The 19,430-nt window shown below is 68.4% G+C and carries 18 protein-coding genes and 1 pseudogene; 4 read left to right on the top strand and 15 right to left on the bottom strand.

What is annotated here, in order from left to right:
• Positions 1-94: 94 nt before the first annotated feature.
• The 11 genes and pseudogenes from HPA02_RS08655 to HPA02_RS08605 all read right to left on the bottom strand — a co-directional run bounded on the left by HPA02_RS08655 (position 95) and on the right by HPA02_RS08605 (position 9,621).
• Positions 95-688: a HupE/UreJ family protein gene (locus HPA02_RS08655; RefSeq protein ID WP_146802787.1), complete on the bottom strand. Its 594-nt coding sequence runs from the start codon at positions 686-688 to the stop codon at positions 95-97.
• Between the two features lie 44 nt (positions 689-732).
• On the bottom strand, positions 733-1,374 hold the full coding sequence (ureG, locus tag HPA02_RS08650; RefSeq protein WP_146802786.1) for an urease accessory protein UreG: 642 nt from the start codon (positions 1,372-1,374) through the stop codon (positions 733-735).
• A gap of 260 nt (positions 1,375-1,634) precedes the next feature.
• Positions 1,635-2,330, bottom strand: a complete 696-nt coding sequence (locus HPA02_RS08645) for an urease accessory protein UreF (protein WP_146802785.1) — start codon at positions 2,328-2,330, stop codon at positions 1,635-1,637.
• On the bottom strand, positions 2,320-2,823 hold the full coding sequence (gene ureE, locus HPA02_RS08640) for an urease accessory protein UreE (RefSeq protein WP_146802784.1): 504 nt from the start codon (positions 2,821-2,823) through the stop codon (positions 2,320-2,322). The genes HPA02_RS08645 and ureE overlap by 11 nt, the downstream gene beginning before the upstream one ends.
• A 71-nt stretch (positions 2,824-2,894) precedes the next feature.
• Complete coding sequence (ureC, locus tag HPA02_RS08635; RefSeq protein WP_146802783.1) at positions 2,895-4,598, bottom strand: urease subunit alpha; 1,704 nt, start codon at positions 4,596-4,598, stop codon at positions 2,895-2,897.
• A 92-nt stretch (positions 4,599-4,690) separates the two neighbouring features.
• A pseudogene (locus HPA02_RS08630) lies at positions 4,691-4,993 on the bottom strand (urease subunit beta); the annotation flags it as partial.
• A 154-nt stretch (positions 4,994-5,147) separates the two neighbouring features.
• Complete coding sequence (locus HPA02_RS08625) at positions 5,148-5,450, bottom strand: urease subunit gamma (protein WP_146802781.1); 303 nt, start codon at positions 5,448-5,450, stop codon at positions 5,148-5,150.
• 19 nt (positions 5,451-5,469) lie between these two features.
• Positions 5,470-6,357 carry an urease accessory protein UreD gene (locus HPA02_RS08620; protein WP_146802780.1) on the bottom strand — a complete coding sequence of 296 codons (888 nt, stop codon included), beginning with the start codon at positions 6,355-6,357 and terminating at the stop codon, positions 5,470-5,472.
• Between the two features lie 299 nt (positions 6,358-6,656).
• On the bottom strand, positions 6,657-8,183 hold the full coding sequence (locus tag HPA02_RS08615) for a tripartite tricarboxylate transporter permease (RefSeq protein WP_146802779.1): 1,527 nt from the start codon (positions 8,181-8,183) through the stop codon (positions 6,657-6,659).
• On the bottom strand, positions 8,183-8,635 hold the full coding sequence (locus tag HPA02_RS08610; RefSeq protein ID WP_146802778.1) for a tripartite tricarboxylate transporter TctB family protein: 453 nt from the start codon (positions 8,633-8,635) through the stop codon (positions 8,183-8,185). Before HPA02_RS08610 ends, HPA02_RS08615 begins: the two co-directional genes overlap by 1 nt.
• Positions 8,635-9,621 carry a Bug family tripartite tricarboxylate transporter substrate binding protein gene (locus HPA02_RS08605; RefSeq protein ID WP_146802777.1) on the bottom strand — a complete coding sequence of 329 codons (987 nt, stop codon included), beginning with the start codon at positions 9,619-9,621 and terminating at the stop codon, positions 8,635-8,637. Before HPA02_RS08605 ends, HPA02_RS08610 begins: the two co-directional genes overlap by 1 nt.
• A 182-nt stretch (positions 9,622-9,803) precedes the next feature.
• Between HPA02_RS08605 and HPA02_RS08600 the strand changes: the two genes are divergently transcribed.
• The 4 genes from HPA02_RS08600 to HPA02_RS08585 are packed head-to-tail and all read left to right on the top strand — an operon-like array spanning position 9,804 to position 13,514.
• Positions 9,804-10,403, top strand: a complete 600-nt coding sequence (locus HPA02_RS08600) for a helix-turn-helix domain-containing protein (protein WP_146802776.1) — start codon at positions 9,804-9,806, stop codon at positions 10,401-10,403.
• Positions 10,400-11,062, top strand: a complete 663-nt coding sequence (locus tag HPA02_RS08595; RefSeq protein WP_146802775.1) for a response regulator transcription factor — start codon at positions 10,400-10,402, stop codon at positions 11,060-11,062. Before HPA02_RS08600 ends, HPA02_RS08595 begins: the two co-directional genes overlap by 4 nt.
• Positions 11,059-12,435: a sensor histidine kinase gene (locus HPA02_RS08590; protein ID WP_146802774.1), complete on the top strand. Its 1,377-nt coding sequence runs from the start codon at positions 11,059-11,061 to the stop codon at positions 12,433-12,435. Before HPA02_RS08595 ends, HPA02_RS08590 begins: the two co-directional genes overlap by 4 nt.
• The gene (locus HPA02_RS08585) at positions 12,432-13,514 is read left to right on the top strand and encodes an ABC transporter substrate-binding protein (RefSeq protein ID WP_146802773.1); all 1,083 of its coding nucleotides are present in this window, start codon (positions 12,432-12,434) and stop codon (positions 13,512-13,514) included. Before HPA02_RS08590 ends, HPA02_RS08585 begins: the two co-directional genes overlap by 4 nt.
• Before the next feature lie 62 nt (positions 13,515-13,576).
• Here HPA02_RS08585 and HPA02_RS08580 read toward each other — a convergent pair whose 3' ends face one another.
• From HPA02_RS08580 to hppD, 4 genes are all read right to left on the bottom strand, one after another.
• Positions 13,577-15,382, bottom strand: a complete 1,806-nt coding sequence (locus HPA02_RS08580; protein ID WP_146802772.1) for an acyl-CoA dehydrogenase C-terminal domain-containing protein — start codon at positions 15,380-15,382, stop codon at positions 13,577-13,579.
• A gap of 196 nt (positions 15,383-15,578) precedes the next feature.
• Positions 15,579-16,445 carry a uroporphyrinogen-III C-methyltransferase gene (cobA, locus tag HPA02_RS08575; protein ID WP_146802771.1) on the bottom strand — a complete coding sequence of 289 codons (867 nt, stop codon included), beginning with the start codon at positions 16,443-16,445 and terminating at the stop codon, positions 15,579-15,581.
• Positions 16,446-16,670: 225 nt separating this feature from the next.
• A complete protein-coding gene (locus HPA02_RS08570; RefSeq protein ID WP_146802770.1) occupies positions 16,671-18,137 on the bottom strand; it encodes a sodium-dependent transporter in 1,467 nt (488 codons plus the stop codon).
• Between the two features lie 160 nt (positions 18,138-18,297).
• On the bottom strand, positions 18,298-19,404 hold the full coding sequence (gene hppD, locus HPA02_RS08565; RefSeq protein WP_146802769.1) for a 4-hydroxyphenylpyruvate dioxygenase: 1,107 nt from the start codon (positions 19,402-19,404) through the stop codon (positions 18,298-18,300).
• Between the last annotated feature and the right edge of the window lie 26 nt (positions 19,405-19,430).

Raw genomic sequence — 19,430 nt, 5'->3', positions numbered from 1 at the left:
ACTCACTGCCGCGGCGCCAGCATAGCCGCTTCCGAGCCGAAACGCAGCGCGCCCGGCCAAGGCCGGGCGCGCGACGCCTGGGTGCAGATAGCGCTTAACCGACGACGAACAGCGCCCCCACGCCAGCCAGGGCGACGCCCAGCCCACGCAGAATCCGGTTATCGCGGGCCATCAGCCAGCCCCCCGCCAGGCGCCCGGCTAAGGTGATCGCCAGGGTCGCCAGGGTAAAGCCGGCGAGATAGGCGATCAGGGAAGCGCCAAGCGGCATCTCGCTACCATGGGCATGGCCATGGAAGAGCATAAAGAGCAGGATCACCCCGGCACCGACGAGGCTCGGCAGGCGCACCAGGGCGGCGATCAGCACGCCCACCAGCAGTAGGCTCAGGGCGATGCCGAACTCCACTCCGGGCAGGGCGATACCGGACCAGGCCAGGCCCGCCCCCAGCAGCATACCGGCCACGGCCAGCAGGGGCATAAGGCCCCCGCCAGGCTGATGCCGGCTCCACAAGCCCACGGCGAGCATGGCCAGCAGGTGGTCGGGGCCCAGCAGGGGATGGGCCAGGCCGGCGACGAAGCCGCCGCCATGGGCATGATCATGGCCCGGATGCGCCAGGGCCGCCCCGACGAACAGCAGCAATAGGGGCGCGGCGACCAGGGCGGCACGGCGAGAGGGGGTAACGTTCAACATGGTGGCATATCTCCTTGCCGGGGTGTCTGTGTCGGTAATACGTCTTAGGCGGACTCTGGGCGACGCTCCGGCGGCCGGCGCTCCGGGAGCATGCCGCGGTCGAGGAGAAAGCCGATGATCGTCTCCAGCCCGATGCCGTCGTAGAGGTTGGTGAAAACGAAGGGGCGCTCGCCACGCATCTTGGTGGAGTCGCGTTCCATCACCTCCAGGGAGGCATGCACCTGGTCGGCGATATCGATCTTGTTGATGATCAGCAGGTCCGACTTGGTGATGCCCGGCCCGCCCTTGCGGGGGATCTTGTCGCCGGCGGAGACATCGATCACATAGAGGGTCAGGTCGGAGAGCTCGGGGCTGAAGGTGGCCGAGAGGTTGTCGCCGCCGGACTCCACCAGCACCAGCTCCAGGCCCGGATGGCGCGCCTGCAGCTCGTCGATGGCGGCGAGATTCATGGAGGCATCCTCGCGAATGGCGGTGTGTGGACAGCCGCCGGTCTCCACGCCGAGGATGCGATCCGCGGCCAGCGCCTCATGCTTGAGCAGGAAGTCGGCGTCCTCGCGGGTATAGATATCGTTGGTGACCACGGCGATATCGTAGTGGTCGCGCAGCGCCAGGCAGAGCTGCTTGAGCAGCGCCGTCTTGCCGGAGCCCACCGGGCCGCCGACGCCAACGCGTAAACAATGGGTCATATCGTCACTCCTCTTGCACTCTTTCGTCGTTTTTCTGTCTGCGCGGGCGACTCACTGGACTCACCACACCACGCGTCCGAAACCCTGGCGCCCCGGCCGTTCTCCCGCGGTCGGAAAGACGGTACGTCCCTGTACCGACTTTCCTAAATCTTCTTCCCTGAAGATTTCCCGCGTCGCCTCGGCCGAGTCGCCAGCGGCCGCGCGAGGTGGATTCGCCAGTGATCGCCCTACCATCCTGTCTTAGCCCGCGGCGCTCGGCGCTAACTTCTGAACAGCCGCGAGTACTGGGTCTCGTGCAGGGCGCTGGCCAGTGCCAGGCCGGGCAGCGCCGGGCCGAGCTCGTCATCACCCAGCGAGAGCGCCTCGTCCACCGCATGAACCAGGGCCGGGCGCACCCGTTCGACGAGCTGCTGGGCGGCGGTATGGCCAAGCGGTAGCGCCTTGCAGGCCACCGCCAGCTGGTTCTCCAGCCAGGCCCAGGCGAAGCCGAGCAGCGCCTGGCGCGGGGCGATGCCGCGCACCCGGGCCGCCCAGGCGAAGACCGTCACATGGCCCGCCTCCGCGGGGAGCTCCGGGGCATCCGGCGCGAGCCCCAGGCTGCCCAGCAGCCGCGCCAGCGACGCCCCCAGCCGGCTATCCTCGGCGACGAGTTCCGCCGTCTCGCGATTGGCGGCCAGCCACCGGTCCCACGCCACCAGTGCCGGCTCATCGCCCTCGGCCCAGGCGGCATAAAGGCGCGCCAGCACCGGCAGCTCGCAGCGGGTCAGGCCATCGGCGAGTACGCCCTCGAGCCAGTCGCCGAGGCTCGCCTCATCGCTGACCCAGCCCAGCTCGAAGGCGCTTTCCAGCCCCTGGGAGAAGGCGAAGGCGCCGATTGGCAGCGCCGGGCTGACCAGTTGCAGCAGGCCCAGCAGCGCCAGGTCGTCGCCCTGCCCGCTTCCCGACTCAGTGGGCATGAGGGTGCCGATGCTCGTGGTGGTGATGCCCCTGTGCATGGGAATGACCGTCCAGTTGCTGGTAGGCCCCGGGCTCCGGATCGAAGGGGGCCTCGTGGCGCTCCAGGCTAGCGCCCAACCGCTCGGCCAATGCCTCCAGCACATGGTCCGGCGGGAAGCGTACGTAACTACCTCGCGCGTCCTCGCCCAGGGCTAGCTGCACATGACGGTTGCCCAGGTGGTAGGCGAGGCGTGCCAACGGCAGGCCGGGGGCGATACGGGCGGTGACCACCGGCTCATCGGCCGCCCTCACCCGCACGATCTCGCCGCCCTCGGCGCGCAGCCCCTCGCCGTCGCGCAGCACCGATCCACGCTCGAGGAACCACCCCAGCGCGCGGCCGCCATCGCTTTGCGCCTTGAGGCGGCCCAGCACGCGCCGCTCATAGGGCAGCGTCAGGGTGTCGGTGGCCTGGTCCGCCGCGATGGGCCCCAGGCGTTGGGTCAGTTTCAACATGATTCTCTTGACTCCTCGGACAGTCCGGCTGGAGGCCGTCGGTTCTCTCTTCAGGCTGCTAGGCAGGCGCACTAGAACAGGTGATAGCGCTGCGCCAGTGGCAATTCTGTCGCCGGCTCGCAGGTCAATAACTCGCCATCGCAGCGCACCTCGTAGGTCTGGGGGTCGACGGAGAGCTCGGGGCAGGCGTCGTTAAGCTTCATATCCCCTTTCCTTACCCCCCTGACGTCGCGGCAGGCCACCAGCCGGCTCTGCAGGCCCAGCCGCTCACGGATGCCACCCTCCAGCGCCGCCTGGCTGACGAAGCTGACCCGGGTCTCGCTGGCGGCACGCCCCAGGGCGCCGAACATCGGCCGGTAGTGCACCGGCTGGGGCGTGGGGATCGAGGCGTTGGGGTCGCCCATGGGGGCGGCGGCGATCATGCCGCCCTTGAGGATCAACGCCGGCTTGACGCCGAAGAAGGCCGGGCTCCACAGCACCAGGTCGGCGAGCTTGCCCACCTCGATGGAGCCCACCTCGTGAGCGATACCGTGGGTGATCGCCGGGTTGATGGTGTACTTGGCGATATAGCGACGGGCGCGGAAGTTGTCGGCGCCGAGCGCCTGGTCCTCCGGCAGCAGGCCACGCTGCACCCTCATCTTGTGAGCGGTCTGCCAGGTGCGACACACCACCTCGCCGACCCGGCCCATGGCCTGGGAATCCGAGGAGACCATCGAGATCACGCCGAGATCCTGGAGGATATCCTCAGCGGCGATGGTCTCGCGGCGGATCCGCGAGTCGGCGAAGGCCACGTCCTCGGGAATGCTCGGGTCCAGGTGGTGACACACCATCAGCATGTCCAGGTGCTCGTCGATGGTGTTGACCGTATAGGGCCGCGTCGGATTGGTGGAGGACGGCAGCACATAGGGCTTGGCGCAGGCGGTGAGGATATCCGGCGCATGGCCGCCCCCGGCCCCCTCGGTGTGGTAGGTATGGATGCCGCGCTCCTTGAAGGCGGCCAGGGTGTCCTCGACGAAGCCCGACTCGTTAAGGGTGTCGGTGTGGATGGCGATCTGGACGTCATAGCGCTCGGCGACCGACAGGCAGGTATCGATCGACGCCGGGGTGGTGCCCCAGTCCTCGTGGAGCTTGAGGCCCATGGCCCCGGCCTCGAGCTGCGCCTCCAGGCCTTCGGGCAGGCTGGCGTTGCCCTTGCCCAACAGGCCGATATTCATGGGCAGCGCATCCACCGCCTGGAGCATGCGGCCGAGATGCCACTCGCCCGGGGTGCAGGTGGTGGCCTTGGAGCCGGTGGCCGGCCCGGTGCCGCCGCCCAGCATGGTGGTGATACCGCTGGCCAGCGCCTCCTCCACCTGCTGGGGGCAGATCAAGTGGATATGCGCGTCGATGCCGCCGGCGGTGAGGATCATGCCCTCGCCGGCGATCACCTCGGTGCCCGGGCCGATGACGAGCTCGACCCCGGGCTGGGTATCCGGGTTGCCCGCCTTGCCGATGGCACTGATCCGCCCGGCCTGGATCCCCAGGTCCGCCTTGACGATGCCCCACCAGTCGAGGATCAGGGCGTTGGTGATCACGGTATCCATCACGGCGGCGTCCTGACGCTGGCTCTGACCCATGCCGTCACGGATCACCTTGCCACCACCGAACTTCACCTCCTCGCCGTAGTGGCTGGCGTCCCGCTCCACCTCGATCCATAGCTCGGTATCGCCCAGGCGCACCCGATCGCCCACCGTGGGGCCATACATATCCGCATAGGCTTGGCGGCTGATCTTCATGACTGCCCTCCTTGATCTGCATCACCGGAAGGCGGCCTTTGCGCGGTGTCGGGCGCGGTAGACGGCCTTCGCGCGGCGTCGGGCGCGATAAAGAGCGCGCCCATGACCTCGCCGCGAAAACCATAGATATGCCGGCGGCCGACGAAGGGAATCAGGGTCACCTCGCGGGTCTGGCCCGGCTCGAAGCGGATCGCCGTGCCGGCGGCCACGTCCAGGCGATAGCCGCGCGCCTTGGCGCGGTCGAAGAGCAGCGCCGGATTGGTCTCGGCGAAGTGGTAGTGGGAGCCGACCTGGATCGGCCGGTCGCCGGTGTTGGCCACCTCGACGGTGATCCGTTCGCGCCCCGCGCAGAGTTCGATCTCCGCGTCCTTTAACTGATATTCACCGGGAATCATGGGGTTCTTCCCTCTCGTTTAATGCTGCTGAACCGCGAAAACTGAGCGAACGAAGGCCAGGCAAGGCGGCGAGCGGCAAAAAAGCGGAGTTTGCTTTAGTAAATGAGCAGTTTTTGTCGTGAAGCCAACACAGCATGGCCGAGTGCAGCCAGTCTTAGACAATCGGGTCGTGGACGCTGACCAGCTTGGTGCCGTCGGGGAAGGTGGCTTCGACCTGCACCTCATGCACCATCTCGGCCACCCCCTCCATGACCTCGTCACGGCTCAGGATCTCGCGGCCATGGCTCATCAGCTCCGCTACCGCGCGCCCGTCCCGGGCGCCTTCCAGGATCTCGAAGCTGATCAGCGCTACCGCCTCGGGATAGTTGAGCTTCAACCCGCGGGCGCGGCGCCGCTCGGCCAGTTGGGCGGCCAGGAAGAGCATCAGCTTGTCTTTGTCTCTCGGGGTGAGTTCCATGGGCCTCTCCGGGTAGGTGTCAGGTAAACCAGATGCGTGGCGGATGTGCCTCGCGTCCGACGAGCCGCGGTCGCAGCACTCGCCAGGCGGCCTCGCAGAGCGACCAGGCCGCGTTGCGCTCCTGGCCCAGGTAGCGCAGCAGCAGCACCCCGTGGCGCAGCGTCACCGCCCAGCGAGGACCGGCCGGCAGGGCCTCGCGCAACGCCTCGATGGCCTCGCGCCCGTCGGCCAGCCCCACCGCCCAGAGGGTCGCCTGGACGCTGGCGCCGCCCTGCCCCCAGCGTCCGTGAAAGCGCGGATGCCTCGGGTCCAGCGGCTGGCGCTCCAGCCATAGCGGCTTGCCGTCGCGACGCAGGGCGAAGCGCTGCTCGATGCGCCCGCTGACGTAGGGCAGGTGGCTCGCCGGACGCCCCAGCGCCAGCACTTCCCAACCCAGGCAGCGGGCATTGCCGGAGAGATCGATGCTGGTGGCCTGCTCGCCCCAGGAGCCATCGAAGGCGATCGTCTCCTGGGGCAGCCATTCGAGGACGCCGCCATCGGCCACCTCGAGCTCGGTATGTTGCCGCCAGGCCACGCCATGGCTGTCGGCCCGGTAGAGCTTGTTGGCCGCCGGGGTAGTCAGCAGCACCCGGGTCCCCGCCTCGACCCGGGCCCGGATGGTCAGGGCATCGCCGCTGACCAGGCCACCGGGGGGGTGCAGCAGATAGACATGGCAGGCCTCGTCCCGCCCCTCCGGATAGAAGGGGCGCTGGACCCGCAAGGGTCCCTGGTGACGCGCCCTGATCATCCGCGTGGCCCCCCGGCGCGCCGCGAAGCCGAGTTCCAGCGAGGCCACCCAGCGGCGGCCGGCATCGAAACGATGCCCCGAATCGGGGCAAGGGGCGCGGAGATCGAGGCGGGCCGTCATCGGCGAGGCTTCCTGGCGGTGGCGTTACCCAGCACAAGGCAAGGCTCGTACCAGAGCACGCGATTTTTCTAATTTATCAATGATAAACAAATAGTTATTTTGTATACCCGGATGTACACCAGGACCTCGACAGGGCCCCGGCCGCGGGGCACGGCACCAAAGGAGGGCGCCGCCATGGCGGACTGCACCATGGTGGCGCCTAACGGCTGGGCACCTTGACCCACGCCGGAGGAGCAAGCAAAAAAAAGGGGCATCGGCGCTGCCGATGCCCCCGAGGCGACGAGAGGTCGCCTTCGTCATCAATCCCCTTCGGGGCCACCGCTGCCGGCGGCCACCTTCATGCGACGGCGCAACAGCGGGCCGACCAGGTAGGGCAGGATCAGGCCCAGGCCGGCGAACACCCAGAGACCGATGGCCAGGCCGCTGTTCCACAAGACGCTCCAGTCGCCCCCGGAGATATCCAGGGCATGGCGCAGGTTCTTCTCCATCTCCGGGCCCAGCAGCAGGCCGAGGATCACCGGCACCAGGGGAATCTCCAGCTTGCGCAGCACATAGCCCGCGACACCGAAGGCCACCATGAAGTAGAGATCGAAGGTGGTGTTGCTGATCGAGTAGATGCCGACGAAGGCGATCATGGTGACGATCGGCAACAGGTACTTCGGCGGCACCGAAAGCAGCCTGACGAAGATGCCCACCAGGGGGATATTCAGCACCAGCAGCAGGAAGTTGCCGATCAGCAGGGCGGCGATCACGCCCCAGACGATATCGGCGTTCTGGGTGAACATCAGCGGTCCCGGGGTGATATTCATCGAGATCAGCAGCGCCAGCAGCACCGCGGTGGTGCCGCTGCCCGGCACGCCCAGGGTCAGCATGGGCACCAGGGCACCGCTGGAGGCGCCGTTGTTACCGGCCTCGGGGCCGGCCACGCCGCGCGGGTCGCCCTTCCCGAAGTACCCCTTGCTGCCCACCATCTTCTTCTCGAGGGTATAGCCGATAAAGCTGCCCAGGGAGGCGCCCGCGCCCGGCAGCACGCCGGCGATAAAGCCCAGCACACCGCCGCGGATGCTCGACGGCATGATCCCGCGAATCTCCGCCCAGGAGAGCGACAGCTTGTTGACGGCCATCTTCTCCTTGCCGCCCCCCGCCTTCTCCTCGATGAAGAACAGCAGCTCGGAGATGGCGAACAGGCCGACGATGGCGATGATGAAGTCGACGCCCTCGTAGAGCTCGAGCACGCCGAAGGTGTAGCGCTGCACCCCGGTGTTGTCGATGCCCATGGTGGCGATCATCAGCCCCAGGCAGGCCGCGACCACCGTCTTGACGGGGTTCTTGCCGGTGATGCCGCCGAGGGTGGCGAAGGCCAGCAGGAAGAGCGCGAAGTACTCGGCGGGACCGAAGGTCAGGGCGAAGTCGGCGAGGATCGGCGCCAGCAGGATCAGGCCCACGGTGGCGATCAGGCTGCCCATGAAGGAGGCGATGGCCGAGATCGCCAGCGCCTCGGCGGCCTTGCCCTGCTGGGCCATGGGGTAACCATCCAGGCAGGTCATCATCGCCGGCTCGTCGCCGGGAATATTGAGCAGGATGGAGGAGATGCGCCCGCCATACATGGCCCCGGCATAGACCGAGGTCAGCATGATCAGCGCCGTCTCCGGGGCCAGCCCCAGGGTAAAGGCCAGCGGGATCAGGATCGCCACGCCATTGGCCGGGCCCAGCCCGGGCAGCGCGCCGATCAGGGTCCCCAGGAAGGCCCCCAGCAGGGCGAACATCAGGTTGTGGGGCGCCAGGGCCACACCGAAACCGTCGATCAGATAGCCTAGGGTTTCCATCAGTTCACCTCCAGGAAGGAGAGCAGGCCCAGCGGCAGGGCGAGGTGGAGGGCATAGTTGAAGATCACGAACACCACCACCCCGGCGATGCCGCCGGTGACATAGGCACGGATCGGCGTGGCCCCCATGCGCCAGCACAGGGTGCCCACCGCCAGCAGGGTGCTGAGGATAAAGCCCAGCGGCTGCAGCAGCGCGGTGTAGACGATCAGCACCAGCACGGCGATGACCATCTCGATTCCGGTGCGACTCCAGGGCCAGGCGTTATCCGGGTCGGGGCGCACGATCAGGTAGAGGCTCGCGACCCCGAGCACCACGGCCAGCAGGTAGGGGAAGGTCTCGGGGCCGACGCCTTCGGCCCCGCCGAACGGTTCGGGAAACTGGGTGGCGCCCCAGCCGTAGGCAACGGCCAGGACGATCAGCAGCACCCCGAAGATGCGGTCGTTGAAGGTCATCACTGAACCAGCCCGATGTCTTGGGAGAGTTGTTGGATCTCGGCGATCTGCTCGGTCACGAAGCGCTCGAATTCGCCGGCGCTCATATGGAAGGGCATCAGGCCGTTATTGGTCATGACGTCCTGCCACTCCTGGCTGGCGTAGAGGGTATCCATGGCGTCGATCCAGTACTGCCGCGCATCCTCGGAGATCTCCGCCGGCATATAGAAGCCACGCCAGTTGGGGCCGAGGGCATCGATGCCCTGCTCCCGGGCGGTGGGAATATCGGCGAACTCACCGGGCAGGCGCTCCTCGGAGAGCACCGCCAGCACGCGCAGGTCGCCGGACTCCAGAAAGCCCTGGGCCTCGGTGATATCCCCGGTGAAGGCATCGACATGGCCGCCCACCACCTGAGTCATGGCCTCGCCGCCGTTGTTGTACGACAGGTAGGGAATGCGCGGCAGCTCATCGACGCCGGCGGCTTGGGCGGCGATCAGCACCTTGAGATGATCCCAGCCCCCCTTGGCACTACCCCCGGCGAACTTGACGCTGCGCGGGTCCTCATCGAGGGCGGCCATCAGCTCGGGCAGGTCGTCGTATTCCGAGTCGGTGGCCACGGCGATGACCCCGTAGTCGGCCCCCAGGGCGCCGATCCAGTTGACCATATCGGCGGTCATGCCCGGGAACTGCCCCTGGGCCAGGCGGGTGGTGGTCGCGGTGGAGGCCGCCACCAGCAACTGCTCGTTGCCGGCGCGCCGGCTCACGGTATGCGCAAAGGCCACGCCGCCGCCGGCACCGGCCATGTTGATGGTCTGCACGCTGGCCGGCACCAGGTCCAGCGCCTCCAGTACATTGCCCACGCTGCGGCAGGTGAAGTCCCAGCCGCCGCCGGGATCGGCGGGGGCGATGCACTCGACCCGTCCCTGGGGCTCGAAGGCCTGGGCGGCCCCGGCGCTAACGGTGAGAGCGGCGATGGCGAACAGCTTGAGTGGCGTGGTCTTGGGCATTGTTGTGGTCTCCCTTGGATGCGCCTGAGATGGCACTTGTCGAATCGGTCGGGCTAGCTTACAATTCTGTAAGGCAGAACTTCATTCCTCAGGATAGAAAGCTAGGCGTCCCCTTCGACGGGGTCAACGCCGCGCCGTGAATTTACGACCAAAGTTGCACCCCCTGCCCCGGAGACGTCGTCATGGCACAGGATCGCGTGGAGGCCGTGGAACGGGCGCTGACGGCGCTCGAGGCCTTCGACACCGACCGGGAGACGCTGAGCCTGGCCGAACTCGCCCAGGCCACCGGCTTCTACAAGAGCACCCTGCTACGCCTGCTGGGCTCGCTGGAGCGCTTCGACTATGTACAGCGTAGCGCCGATGGCCGCTGGCGCCTGGGGGCCAGCCCGGCGCGCCTGGCCCGGCGGCACCCCCCCTCCCGGGAATTGGCGGCGCGCCTCCAGCCCGCGCTGGACCGGCTGGCCGCCACCACCGGCGAGACCGCCGCCCTGCTGGCGAGTCGCGGCGACGAGGCCGAGTGCCGCCTGGTGGCGCTGCCGAATCAGGAACTGCGTCATGAGCTCAGTCCCGGGCGCCGCTGGCCGCTGCAAGCGCCGGGCGACCCGCGCCTCGCCTTGCCCGGCGGCACCATGATCTGCCAGGCGCTTCCCGAGGCGCTCGGCGCCGAGGCGCTGTGGCTGTCGCTCTCCGGCCCCGCCGGCCGCCTGGCCCCCCAGGCGGCACGCCGGGCCCTGGCCACGGCCTGTCGGACCCTCGCCGGCGCGGCGGAGGTGGCCCCATGAGGCTACTGCTGGTAGAAGACGATCCCCTGCTGGCGGAGACCCTGGGCGATGCCCTGAGCCTGGAGGGGCACCGGGTCGAACGGCTCAACGATGGCAACGCCGCCCGTACCCGCCTCGACACCGCGGACCATGGCCAGGACCTGATCCTGCTCGACCTCAACCTGCCCGGCTGCGGTGGGCTGGAGGTGCTGGCCACCATGCGCCGCCATGACGGCGACACCCCGGTGCTGATCCTCACCGCCCGCGGGGCGGTGGAGGACCGGGTGCGCGGCCTCGACCTGGGCGCCGACGACTACCTGGCCAAGCCCTTCGCCCTCGACGAACTGGAGGCGCGGGTCCGCGCCCTGCTGCGCCGCCGGGAGCGTGGCCAGGTCCTGCAACTGGGGCCGCTGCACTTCGACGCCCTGGCCCAGCGCTTCACCCTGGCGGGTCAGACGCTGGCGCTACCGCCCCGGGAGCAGCGCCTGCTGGCCTGCCTGCTGCGCCATGCCGGCGAGCCGGTGGACAAGGCGCGCCTCGCCGAGGAGGCCTTCCAGGGAGAAGCCATGGGCGACAATGCCATCGAGGTCTATGTGCATCGCCTGCGCAAGCGCCTTTCGCACGAGGAGATCGCGCTGCGCACCGTGCGCGGTCTCGGCTACCTGCTGGAAGCCCGGTGATTCGCCGCGACAGCCTCTACCGCCGCCTGCTGACCTGGCTGCTGCTGCCGCTGCTGGCCCTGGGCGGGCTGATGATCCTGCAGGCCTGGGTCGAGGCCCGGCGCACCGCCGACCGTGCCCATGATCGCCTGCTGGAAGCGGCCATCCTGGCGATCGCCGAGCAGGTGCAATGGCTGGACGACCGCCTGTGGCTCGACCTGCCGCCGGCGGCCCTCGAGATGCTGGCCACCGATGCCGAGGAGCGGGTCTTCTACGCCCTCTATGACGCCGAGGACAACTTCATCACCGGCAACGCTCGCCTGCCCGGGGATCCCCGGGATCCGCCACCCGAGGGTGACGGCCTGCTGTATCGCGATATCCAGCGGGGCGAGCTGCCCCTTCGCCAGGGCGTGGGCCGTGTGCGGCTCGAGGACTGGCGCCGCGGCGAGCGTTTCGAGGTGCGGGTCGCCCATAGCCGCGAGGGGCGCGAGCGCCTGGCCGGGGAGCTGCTGCGCTCCAGCCTGGCCTATATCCTCGGCATGGCGGCCCTGGCGGTGACCATCCTGTTGCTGGCGATTCGCGCCGCGCTGGCGCCGCTGACCCGCCTGCGTCGAGCGATTCAGGCCCGAGACCCGCGCACCCTGGCGCCGCTGGAGCTGCCGCTGCCCCGGGAGCTGGCGGAGCTGCGCGAGACGCTCAATGAGCTACTGGCGCGCATGCGTCGAGTACGCGCCAATCAGGAGCGCTTTATCGGCGATGCCTCCCACCAGCTGCGCACCCCCCTGGCCGGCTTGACGGCGCGGGCCGAGCTGGCCCTGCGCCAGGAGGACCCCGCGCGCTGGCGGGAGGCCCTGGAGGCGATCCGGGCCAGCGGCAACCGCATCTCGCGCCTGGCCGTCCAGCTGCTCTCCCTGACGCGACTCAACAACCCCGAATACCACCCCGAACGGGTCCGCCTCGACCTCGTCCCCCTGGCCCGGGAGGCGGTACGCCACCACTGGACCGGCTGTCATCGGGAGGGCATCGACCTGGGCGTGGAGACCCCGGAGACGGCGGTGATGATCTCGGGCATCGACTGGCAACTCGAGGAGGCGCTGGGCAACCTGATCGACAACGCCCGACGCTACGGCGCCCGGCGCATCACCTTGAGGGTCCATGCCAGCCCGCCGACCCTGGAGGTGGAGGACGACGGGCCGGGCATCCCCGCCGCGCAGCGCCGGCTGATGCTGCGCCCCTTCCATCGCGGCGGCGACGGTGGCGGCGACGGCTCGGGGTTGGGCCTGGCCATCGTCGACGGCATCGCCCGCAGCCACCAGGCACGCCTCTTCCTGGAGGATGGCGTCGCGGGACGGGGCCTGAGAATCGGCCTGCGCTTCCCGGGAGACACGCCATGAAGGCCCTCGCGACGACCTGCCTGCTGCTGCTTCTGCTCGGGCATCCCGCCCTCGCCGAGGAGTCACTCCACTATCCGGCCGAGGCCGGGAGCCAGGCGCGCGACGCCCTGGTCGTGCACGGCGCCCTGGACCTGCCCTATATGCGCCCGCTGCTCGAGGCCTTCCACGCCCGCCACCCGGAGATCGCCCTCACCTACCGCAATCTCGACACCCTGACGCTGCACCAGCGCTTCCTGGCGGCCCCGGACGAGGCGGACCTGCTGATCTCCTCGGCCATGCCCTGGCAGTATCACCTCGCCAACGCCGGCCAGGCACAGGCCCTGGAGAGCGACGCCGCCGCGGCCTGGCCGCGCTGGGCCCGCTGGCGTCAGGAGCTGTTCGCCTTCACCTTCGAGCCGGTGGTCATGGTGGTGCGCCGGGAACTGATCGAGCGCTTCGGGCGGCCCGACAGCCACGCCGCCCTGCTCGAGCTACTGGAGCGTCACGGCGACGCCCTGCGTGGTCGGGTCGTCACCTATGACCCGAGGCGCAGCGGGGCGGGCTACTCCTATGCCATCGAGGAGGCGCGCCGCTCGCCCCGCTACTGGGACCTGGTAGCGGCCTTGGGCGAGGCGGAAAGCGTCCTGGCGACCACCACCGGCGAGATGCTGAACGGACTCGACGAGGGCCGCTACTGGCTGGGCTACAACCTGCTGGGCAGCTATGCCAGCGCCACCGTGGCGGCGAACCCGGCGCTCACCCTGGTGATTCCCAGCGACTACACCCTGGTCACGCGGCGCCTGGCGCTGATCCCGAGGCAGGCCCCGCACCCACGGCAGGCCCGGCGCTTCCTGAACTTTTTGATCGGCGAGCCGGGGCAGCGAGTGATCGCCGCAGCCACGCCGCTGGGGGCCCTGCACCCCTCGCTGCGCGGCCCCGGCACCGCCGAGGCCCTGCGCGATGCCCACGGTGAGGCGCTGCGCCCCATCCCGCTAGGGCCGAGCCTGCTGGCCACCCTGGACGACCTCAAGCGCCAGGCCCTGCTGGCCCGCTGGCGCCGGGAGTTTTCGCGCGGTATCGATACCGCGCCCTCCCCCTGACCCCTGAACGCCGATGCCCCACACCAGGCTGGGCATCGGCGGGCGGCGCACCAGGAGCCCAATCAATCGACCGGGTAGAAGGCCTCCTCGGCCAGGCCCATCAGCGGTTCGGCGCCGCCGCGGATGCGTGCCTCCAGGCTTAGCGCCTTGGGCAGTTGGCGGGAAAGGAAATACCGACCCACCGCCAGCTTGGCACGGTAGAAGGCCTCACCGCTGGCACCCTCCGCGGCCAGGCCGTGACGCGCCGCCCGGGCCATCTTCCACCACATCCAGGCGTAGGCCACCAGGCCCAGCAGCTCCAGGACATCGGTGGCGGCGGCGCCCAGCTCATCGGGATTGTCGCCGGCGCGCGCCAGCAGGCCGTCGACGACCGCCTCCAGGCGCACCAGGGCCTGGGTGGCGGCATCGCGGAAATCGGCGATCTCGGCGTCGCCCCCCTCCGCCAGGTCGGCGCGCATGGCCGCGGCGAAGCGGGCCAGGTAGGCGCCACGATTGCGGGCCAGCTTGCGCCCCACCAGGTCCATGGCCTGGATGCCGTTGGTGCCCTCGTAGATCATGGCGATGCGCGCGTCGCGCACATACTGCTCGGCGCCCCACTCCACGCAGTAGCCATTGCCGCCGTAGAGCTGCTGGGCGGTGACCGTGGCCTCGAAGCCGCGATCGGTGAGGAAGGCCTTGGCCACCGGCGTCAGCAGCGCCACCATCTCATCGGCCTGGTCGCGCACCGCCGCCTCGGGGTGGAACTTGGCCAGGTCGAGCTGACCGGCGACGAAGGCGGTGAAGGCTCGACCACCCTCGTTCCAGGCCCTCACGTCCAGGGCCATGCGGCGCACATCGGGATGCACCAGGATGGGATCGGCGGCGGCCTCGGGCTCGGCGGGCCCGCTCGGGGCACGGCTCTGTCGACGTTCCCGGGCGAAGTCCATGGCGCTCTGGTAGGCCACCTCACCGAGGCCCAGGCCCTGGATGCCGATGGAGAGGCGCTCGTAGTTCATCATGGTGAACATGGCGGCCAGGCCCTGGTGGGGCTCGCCGATCAGGATGCCCTCGGCGCCGTCGAAGTTCATCACGCAGGTAGCGCTGCCCTTGATGCCCATCTTGTGCTCCAGGCCGCCGCAGCCGAGCGCATTGCGCTCGCCGAGCTCGCCCCGCTCGTCGACCTTGAACTTGGGCACCAGGAACAGCGAGATGCCTCTGGACCCCGCCGGGGCGTCCGGCAGCTTGGCCAGCACCAGGTGGACGATATTCTCGGCCAGGTCGTGCTCGCCGCCGGTGATCCAGATCTTGGTGCCGGTAATGGCGTAGCGCCGCTCATCCAGCGGCTCGGCGCGGGTCTTGATCAGCCCCAGGTCGGTGCCGCAGTGAGGCTCGGTGAGGCACATGGTGCCCAGCCACTGGCCGGCATACATCTTCGGCAGGTAGCACGCCTTGGTGACCGCATCGGCGTGGCTGTCGAGCAGCAGGGTGGCGCCACTGTTCAGCGCCGGGTAGAGGGCGAAGCCGGTATTGGTGGCGTAAAGCATCTCCTCGAAGGCCACGGTGAGCTGCTTGGGCATGCCCTGGCCGTCATGCTCCGGGTTGCCCCCCAGGCCGAACCAGCCGCCCTCGGCCAGGGTCGCGAAGGCTTCCTTGAAGCCCGCCGGGGTGCGCACCTCACCGTCTTCGAGGCGACAGCCCTCGGCGTCGCCGCTCTGGTTGAGGGGCAAGAGCTCGGCGCCGGTGACCCGGGCCCCCTCCTCGAGGATCGCCTCGGCCAGGTCGGCATCCAGGGCCTGGGTCGCGGGCATGGCGGCCCAGGTCTCCGGCGCCGCGAAGACCTCGTTGAGGATAAAGCGCATATCGCGAAGCGGGGCACGGTAACTGGCCATGGAACTCTCCTCGGAGCGGTTGAAAGCAACAGACGATTTAAAACAACTGTTTTAATCATAGCGCCCCCGGGCGCGACTGTCATACCGACCTTGGCCTAAGGGCAGCGGGCCCAAACGATCACGGGGTCGCGCTACGCGCGACCCCGTGATGGCGTTTCCTCGGCGGCCCACTGCGGGCATGCGATGGCGAGCCCCTTCAGGCGCTCCGGCTGCTGGCTCGCGGCGTGGGGTGCTTGCCTTCGTCCCAGCCCTGGCTAGCGCTCTCGCCGCGGAACCAGGCGAGGCGGTCATGGAGGCCGACCACGCTACCGACGATGATCAGCGTCGGCGGGCGCACCACCCCCGAGCGCAGCGCCTCGGGCAGGCTGGCCAGGGTGCCGCGGTGCACCCGCTGACGGGCCGTGGTGCCCTGCTCCACCAGGGCCAGCGGCGTCTCGCCGGGAAGGCCGTGCTCCTGCAGCCGGGCGCGGATAATCTCCAGGCTGCCCAGCCCCATATAGAAGACCAGGGTCTGCCCCGGCCGCGCCAGGGCCGGCCAGTCCAGGTCGCAGCTACCGTCCTTGAGGTGGCCGGTGACGAAACGCACCGACTGGGCATGGTCGCGATGGGTCAGGGGAATCCCCGCATAGGCGCCACAGCCGGCGGCGGCGGTGACTCCGGGGATCACCTCGAAGGTCACGCCGGCCTCGACCAGGGTCTCCAGCTCCTCGCCGCCGCGACCGAAGATAAAGGGGTCGCCGCCCTTGAGACGCACCACCCGCTTGCCCTGGCGGGCCCACTCCACCAGGGCCTGGTTGATCCCCTCCTGGGGCAGGCTGTGTTGCGAGCGCGCCTTGCCCACATAGAGGCGGCGCGCCTGGGGATTGGCCAGGGCGAGGATCTCGGCGCTGACCAGGCGATCATGGAGGATCACCTCCGCCGCCTGCAGCCGCTTAAGGGCCTTGAGGGTCAGCAGCTCCGGATCGCCGGGGCCGGCCCCCACCAGGCTCACCTGCCCCCGGGGAAAGTCGCGCAGCAGCGCCAGGCGTTGGGCATCGGCAGGGGACTCATCGCTGGCGATCATGGGGCGGACTCCTGAGAATAACGGCACGAGATATTCTATTTTAATCGATAGAGAGGATTTCTTATAGCCAAATATAAGGTCTCGTGCCCCTGCCGGCCACCCTCCCTGGCGTCGCGGCTAAGCGCTTAGACGACGCGCTCGGACGACGCGCCCGGACGAAGCCCCCAAACGAACGACCCCCGCACCGGGCGGGGGTCGCGGGACGCCAGGCGTCCGGGGTGAGCGTCAGACTCGGGAGAGCTGGCGCTTGAGTCGCGGGCTGGCCAGCTCGCCGACCAGGGTGATGACGATCAGCAGGGCCAGCAGCCAGGGCCACTGGGCGGCCAGGTTGAGGCTGGCCAGGCCCAGGGCATCGACGAAGATCAGCACGATCCCCAGGGGGCTGACGTAGCGGACCATGAAGAGCCACAGGGCGTGCTGGGCGTTGGAGAGCCCCAGCTCCTCCTTGAACAGCTCGTTGCGCAGCAGGAAGCCGGCCATCAGCGCCATGCCCAGGCCACCCAGGGGCATCATCCAGCGCGAGGTCAGGTAGTCGAGCCAGTCGAAGAAGTTACGCCCGCCCAGGGTCCAGTCGGCGCCGACATTGAAGGAGAGCATCGCCAGGGTGCTGACCACCCACAGCAGGATCCCCACGCCCCAGGAGGCCTGCTTGCGCGAGACGCCCTTGTTGTCGGTGAGCCAGGCCACGGTGGCCTCGATCATCGAGATGGAGGAGGTCAGGGCCGCCATGGAGAGCATCAGGAAGAACAGCACGCCGAACAGGGTACCGAAGGGCATGGCCTGGAAGGCCAGCGGCAGGCTCATGAAGATCAGCCCCGGGCCGCTACCCGGACTCATGCCGTTGGCGAAGATGATCGGGAAGATCGCCAGGCCGGCCATCAGCGCCACCACGGTATCGGCGATGGCCACGCTGAAGGTGGTCCGCGCGATGGAGTGGCCCTTGGGCAGGTAGGCGCCGTAGGTGAGGATGGCGCCGGAGGCCAGGGAAAGGGTGAAGAAGGCATGCCCCAGGGCCGCCAGCAGGCCCTCGCTGCTCAGGCCCGCGGTGTTGAAGGAGAACAGGAAGGCGAAGGCCTCGCCGAAACCACCGGAATAGACGCCGTAGCCGATCAGGATCGCCAGCATCACCACCATGCCCGGCATCATCCAGCTGACGCTGCGTTCGATACCGGCCTGCACGCCCTTGCCGACGATGAGCATGGTCAGCACCGTGACCAGGGTGCTCCAGGCCCCCAGGTTGAAGGGATTGGCGTTGTTGGCGCCGAAGATCGCCGCCATGTCATCGACGCTGGACCCCACCAGGCCGCCGCTGAGCATCTTCCACAGGTAGGAGAAGGACCAACCGGCCACCACCACATAGAAGGTCAGGATCATGAAGCCGCAGAGCATGGCCATCCAGCCGAAGAGCGACCAGAAGCCACCGCCGCCGGATTCCTGTACCACGCGCCGGATGGCATCGATGGGACTACCGCGGCCGCGGCGTCCGAAACTGATCTCGGCCATCATGATGGGCACGCCCACCGCCAGGATACAGGCCAGGTAGACCAGCACGAAGGCACCACCACCGAACTCGCCGGTGATATAGGGAAACTTCCAGATATTGCCGAGGCCTACCGCCGAACCGGTGGCCGCCAGCACGAAACCCCATCGCCCAAGCCAGAGGGTCTTGGGAGCGTCATTTGTCGTCGTCATCGGGATACCTTACAGCGCTTGTTGTTGTCGGGAATTCTAGCGTTATTTGTTGCTATCTAGCTATTAGACCAAATGGAAAGTCTGTCTTTCTCGCCATGCTTGACACTAAGGCCTGACTTGTAGCAAAAACGCCACCTCGAGTCGAGGCGGCGGTATCGCTTTAGTCGGACTTGAGCACGCCGCGGCGGATCTGATCCTCCTCGATGGATTCGAACAGGGCCTTGAAATTGCCCTCGCCGAAGCCGTCGTTGCCCTTGCGCTGGATGATCTCGAAGAAGATCGGGCCGATCACGGTCTCGGTGAAGATCTGCAGCAGCACGCCCTGATCCGGGGCACCGTCGACCAGCAGGCTCAGCTCGCGCAGCTCATCGACGTTTTCCTCGTGGTTGGGGACCCGGGCATCGACCTTCTCGTAGTAGGTGTCCGGGGTGGTGAGGAACTTGACGCCCTTGGCCTTGAGGGCCTTGACGGTGGCGTAGATGTCGTCGGTGGCCATGGCCAGGTGCTGGATCCCCTCGCCGTTGTACTCGCGCAGGAATTCGGCGATCTGGGAGTTGTCGTCGGCGGACTCGTTGATGGGGATATGCATCTTGCCGCAGGGGGCGGTCATGGCCCGGGAGAAGAGCCCGGTCATCTTGCCCTCGATATCGAAGTAGCGGATCTCGCGGAAATTGGCGATACGGGTGTAGAAGCCCGCCCAGACGTCCATCTGGCCGCGATCCACGTTGTGGGTCAGGTGATCCAGCACCTTCAGGCCGACGCTGTTGTCCTGGGGCGTGCGTCCGTCGATGGCCTCGAAGTCGATGTCATAGATGGTGCGGCCCTGGTCGTCGAGCTTGTCGTCGACGAAGTAGAGCAGCGAGCCGCCGATGCCCTTGACCGCGGGGATGCCCACCTCGCCGGGGCCCACCGGATTCTCCGCCGCCTCGGCGCCGTTGGCCAGGGCATGCTCATAGGCCTGCTTGGCGTCGGCCACCTTCCAGGCCATGGCGCAGGCGCTGGGACCATGAATGCGCGCGAATTCCGCGGCGTGGCTGTCCGGCTCGGCGTTGAGCACGAAGTTCACGCCCTCCTGCTGGAAGAGGAAGACCTGCTTGGAACGGTGCTGGCGAGTCTCGGTGAACCCGAGCTGGGTGAAGAGCCCGCGCAGGGCGGCGATGCCCTCGGCATCCGGGGCGGTGAATTCGACGAATTCGAAGCCGTTGGTGCCGATGGGGTTGTGGGATGAGATCTCGGCGGTCGTCTGGGGTTGTGCCACGGCATTCATGATTGAGCCTCCGGTTGTTGTGTCGT

Source organism: Bisbaumannia pacifica (assembly GCF_007989625.1).
Lineage (GTDB): Bacteria > Pseudomonadota > Gammaproteobacteria > Pseudomonadales > Halomonadaceae > Bisbaumannia > Bisbaumannia pacifica.
This window is presented reverse-complemented; position numbering and strand designations above follow the sequence as displayed.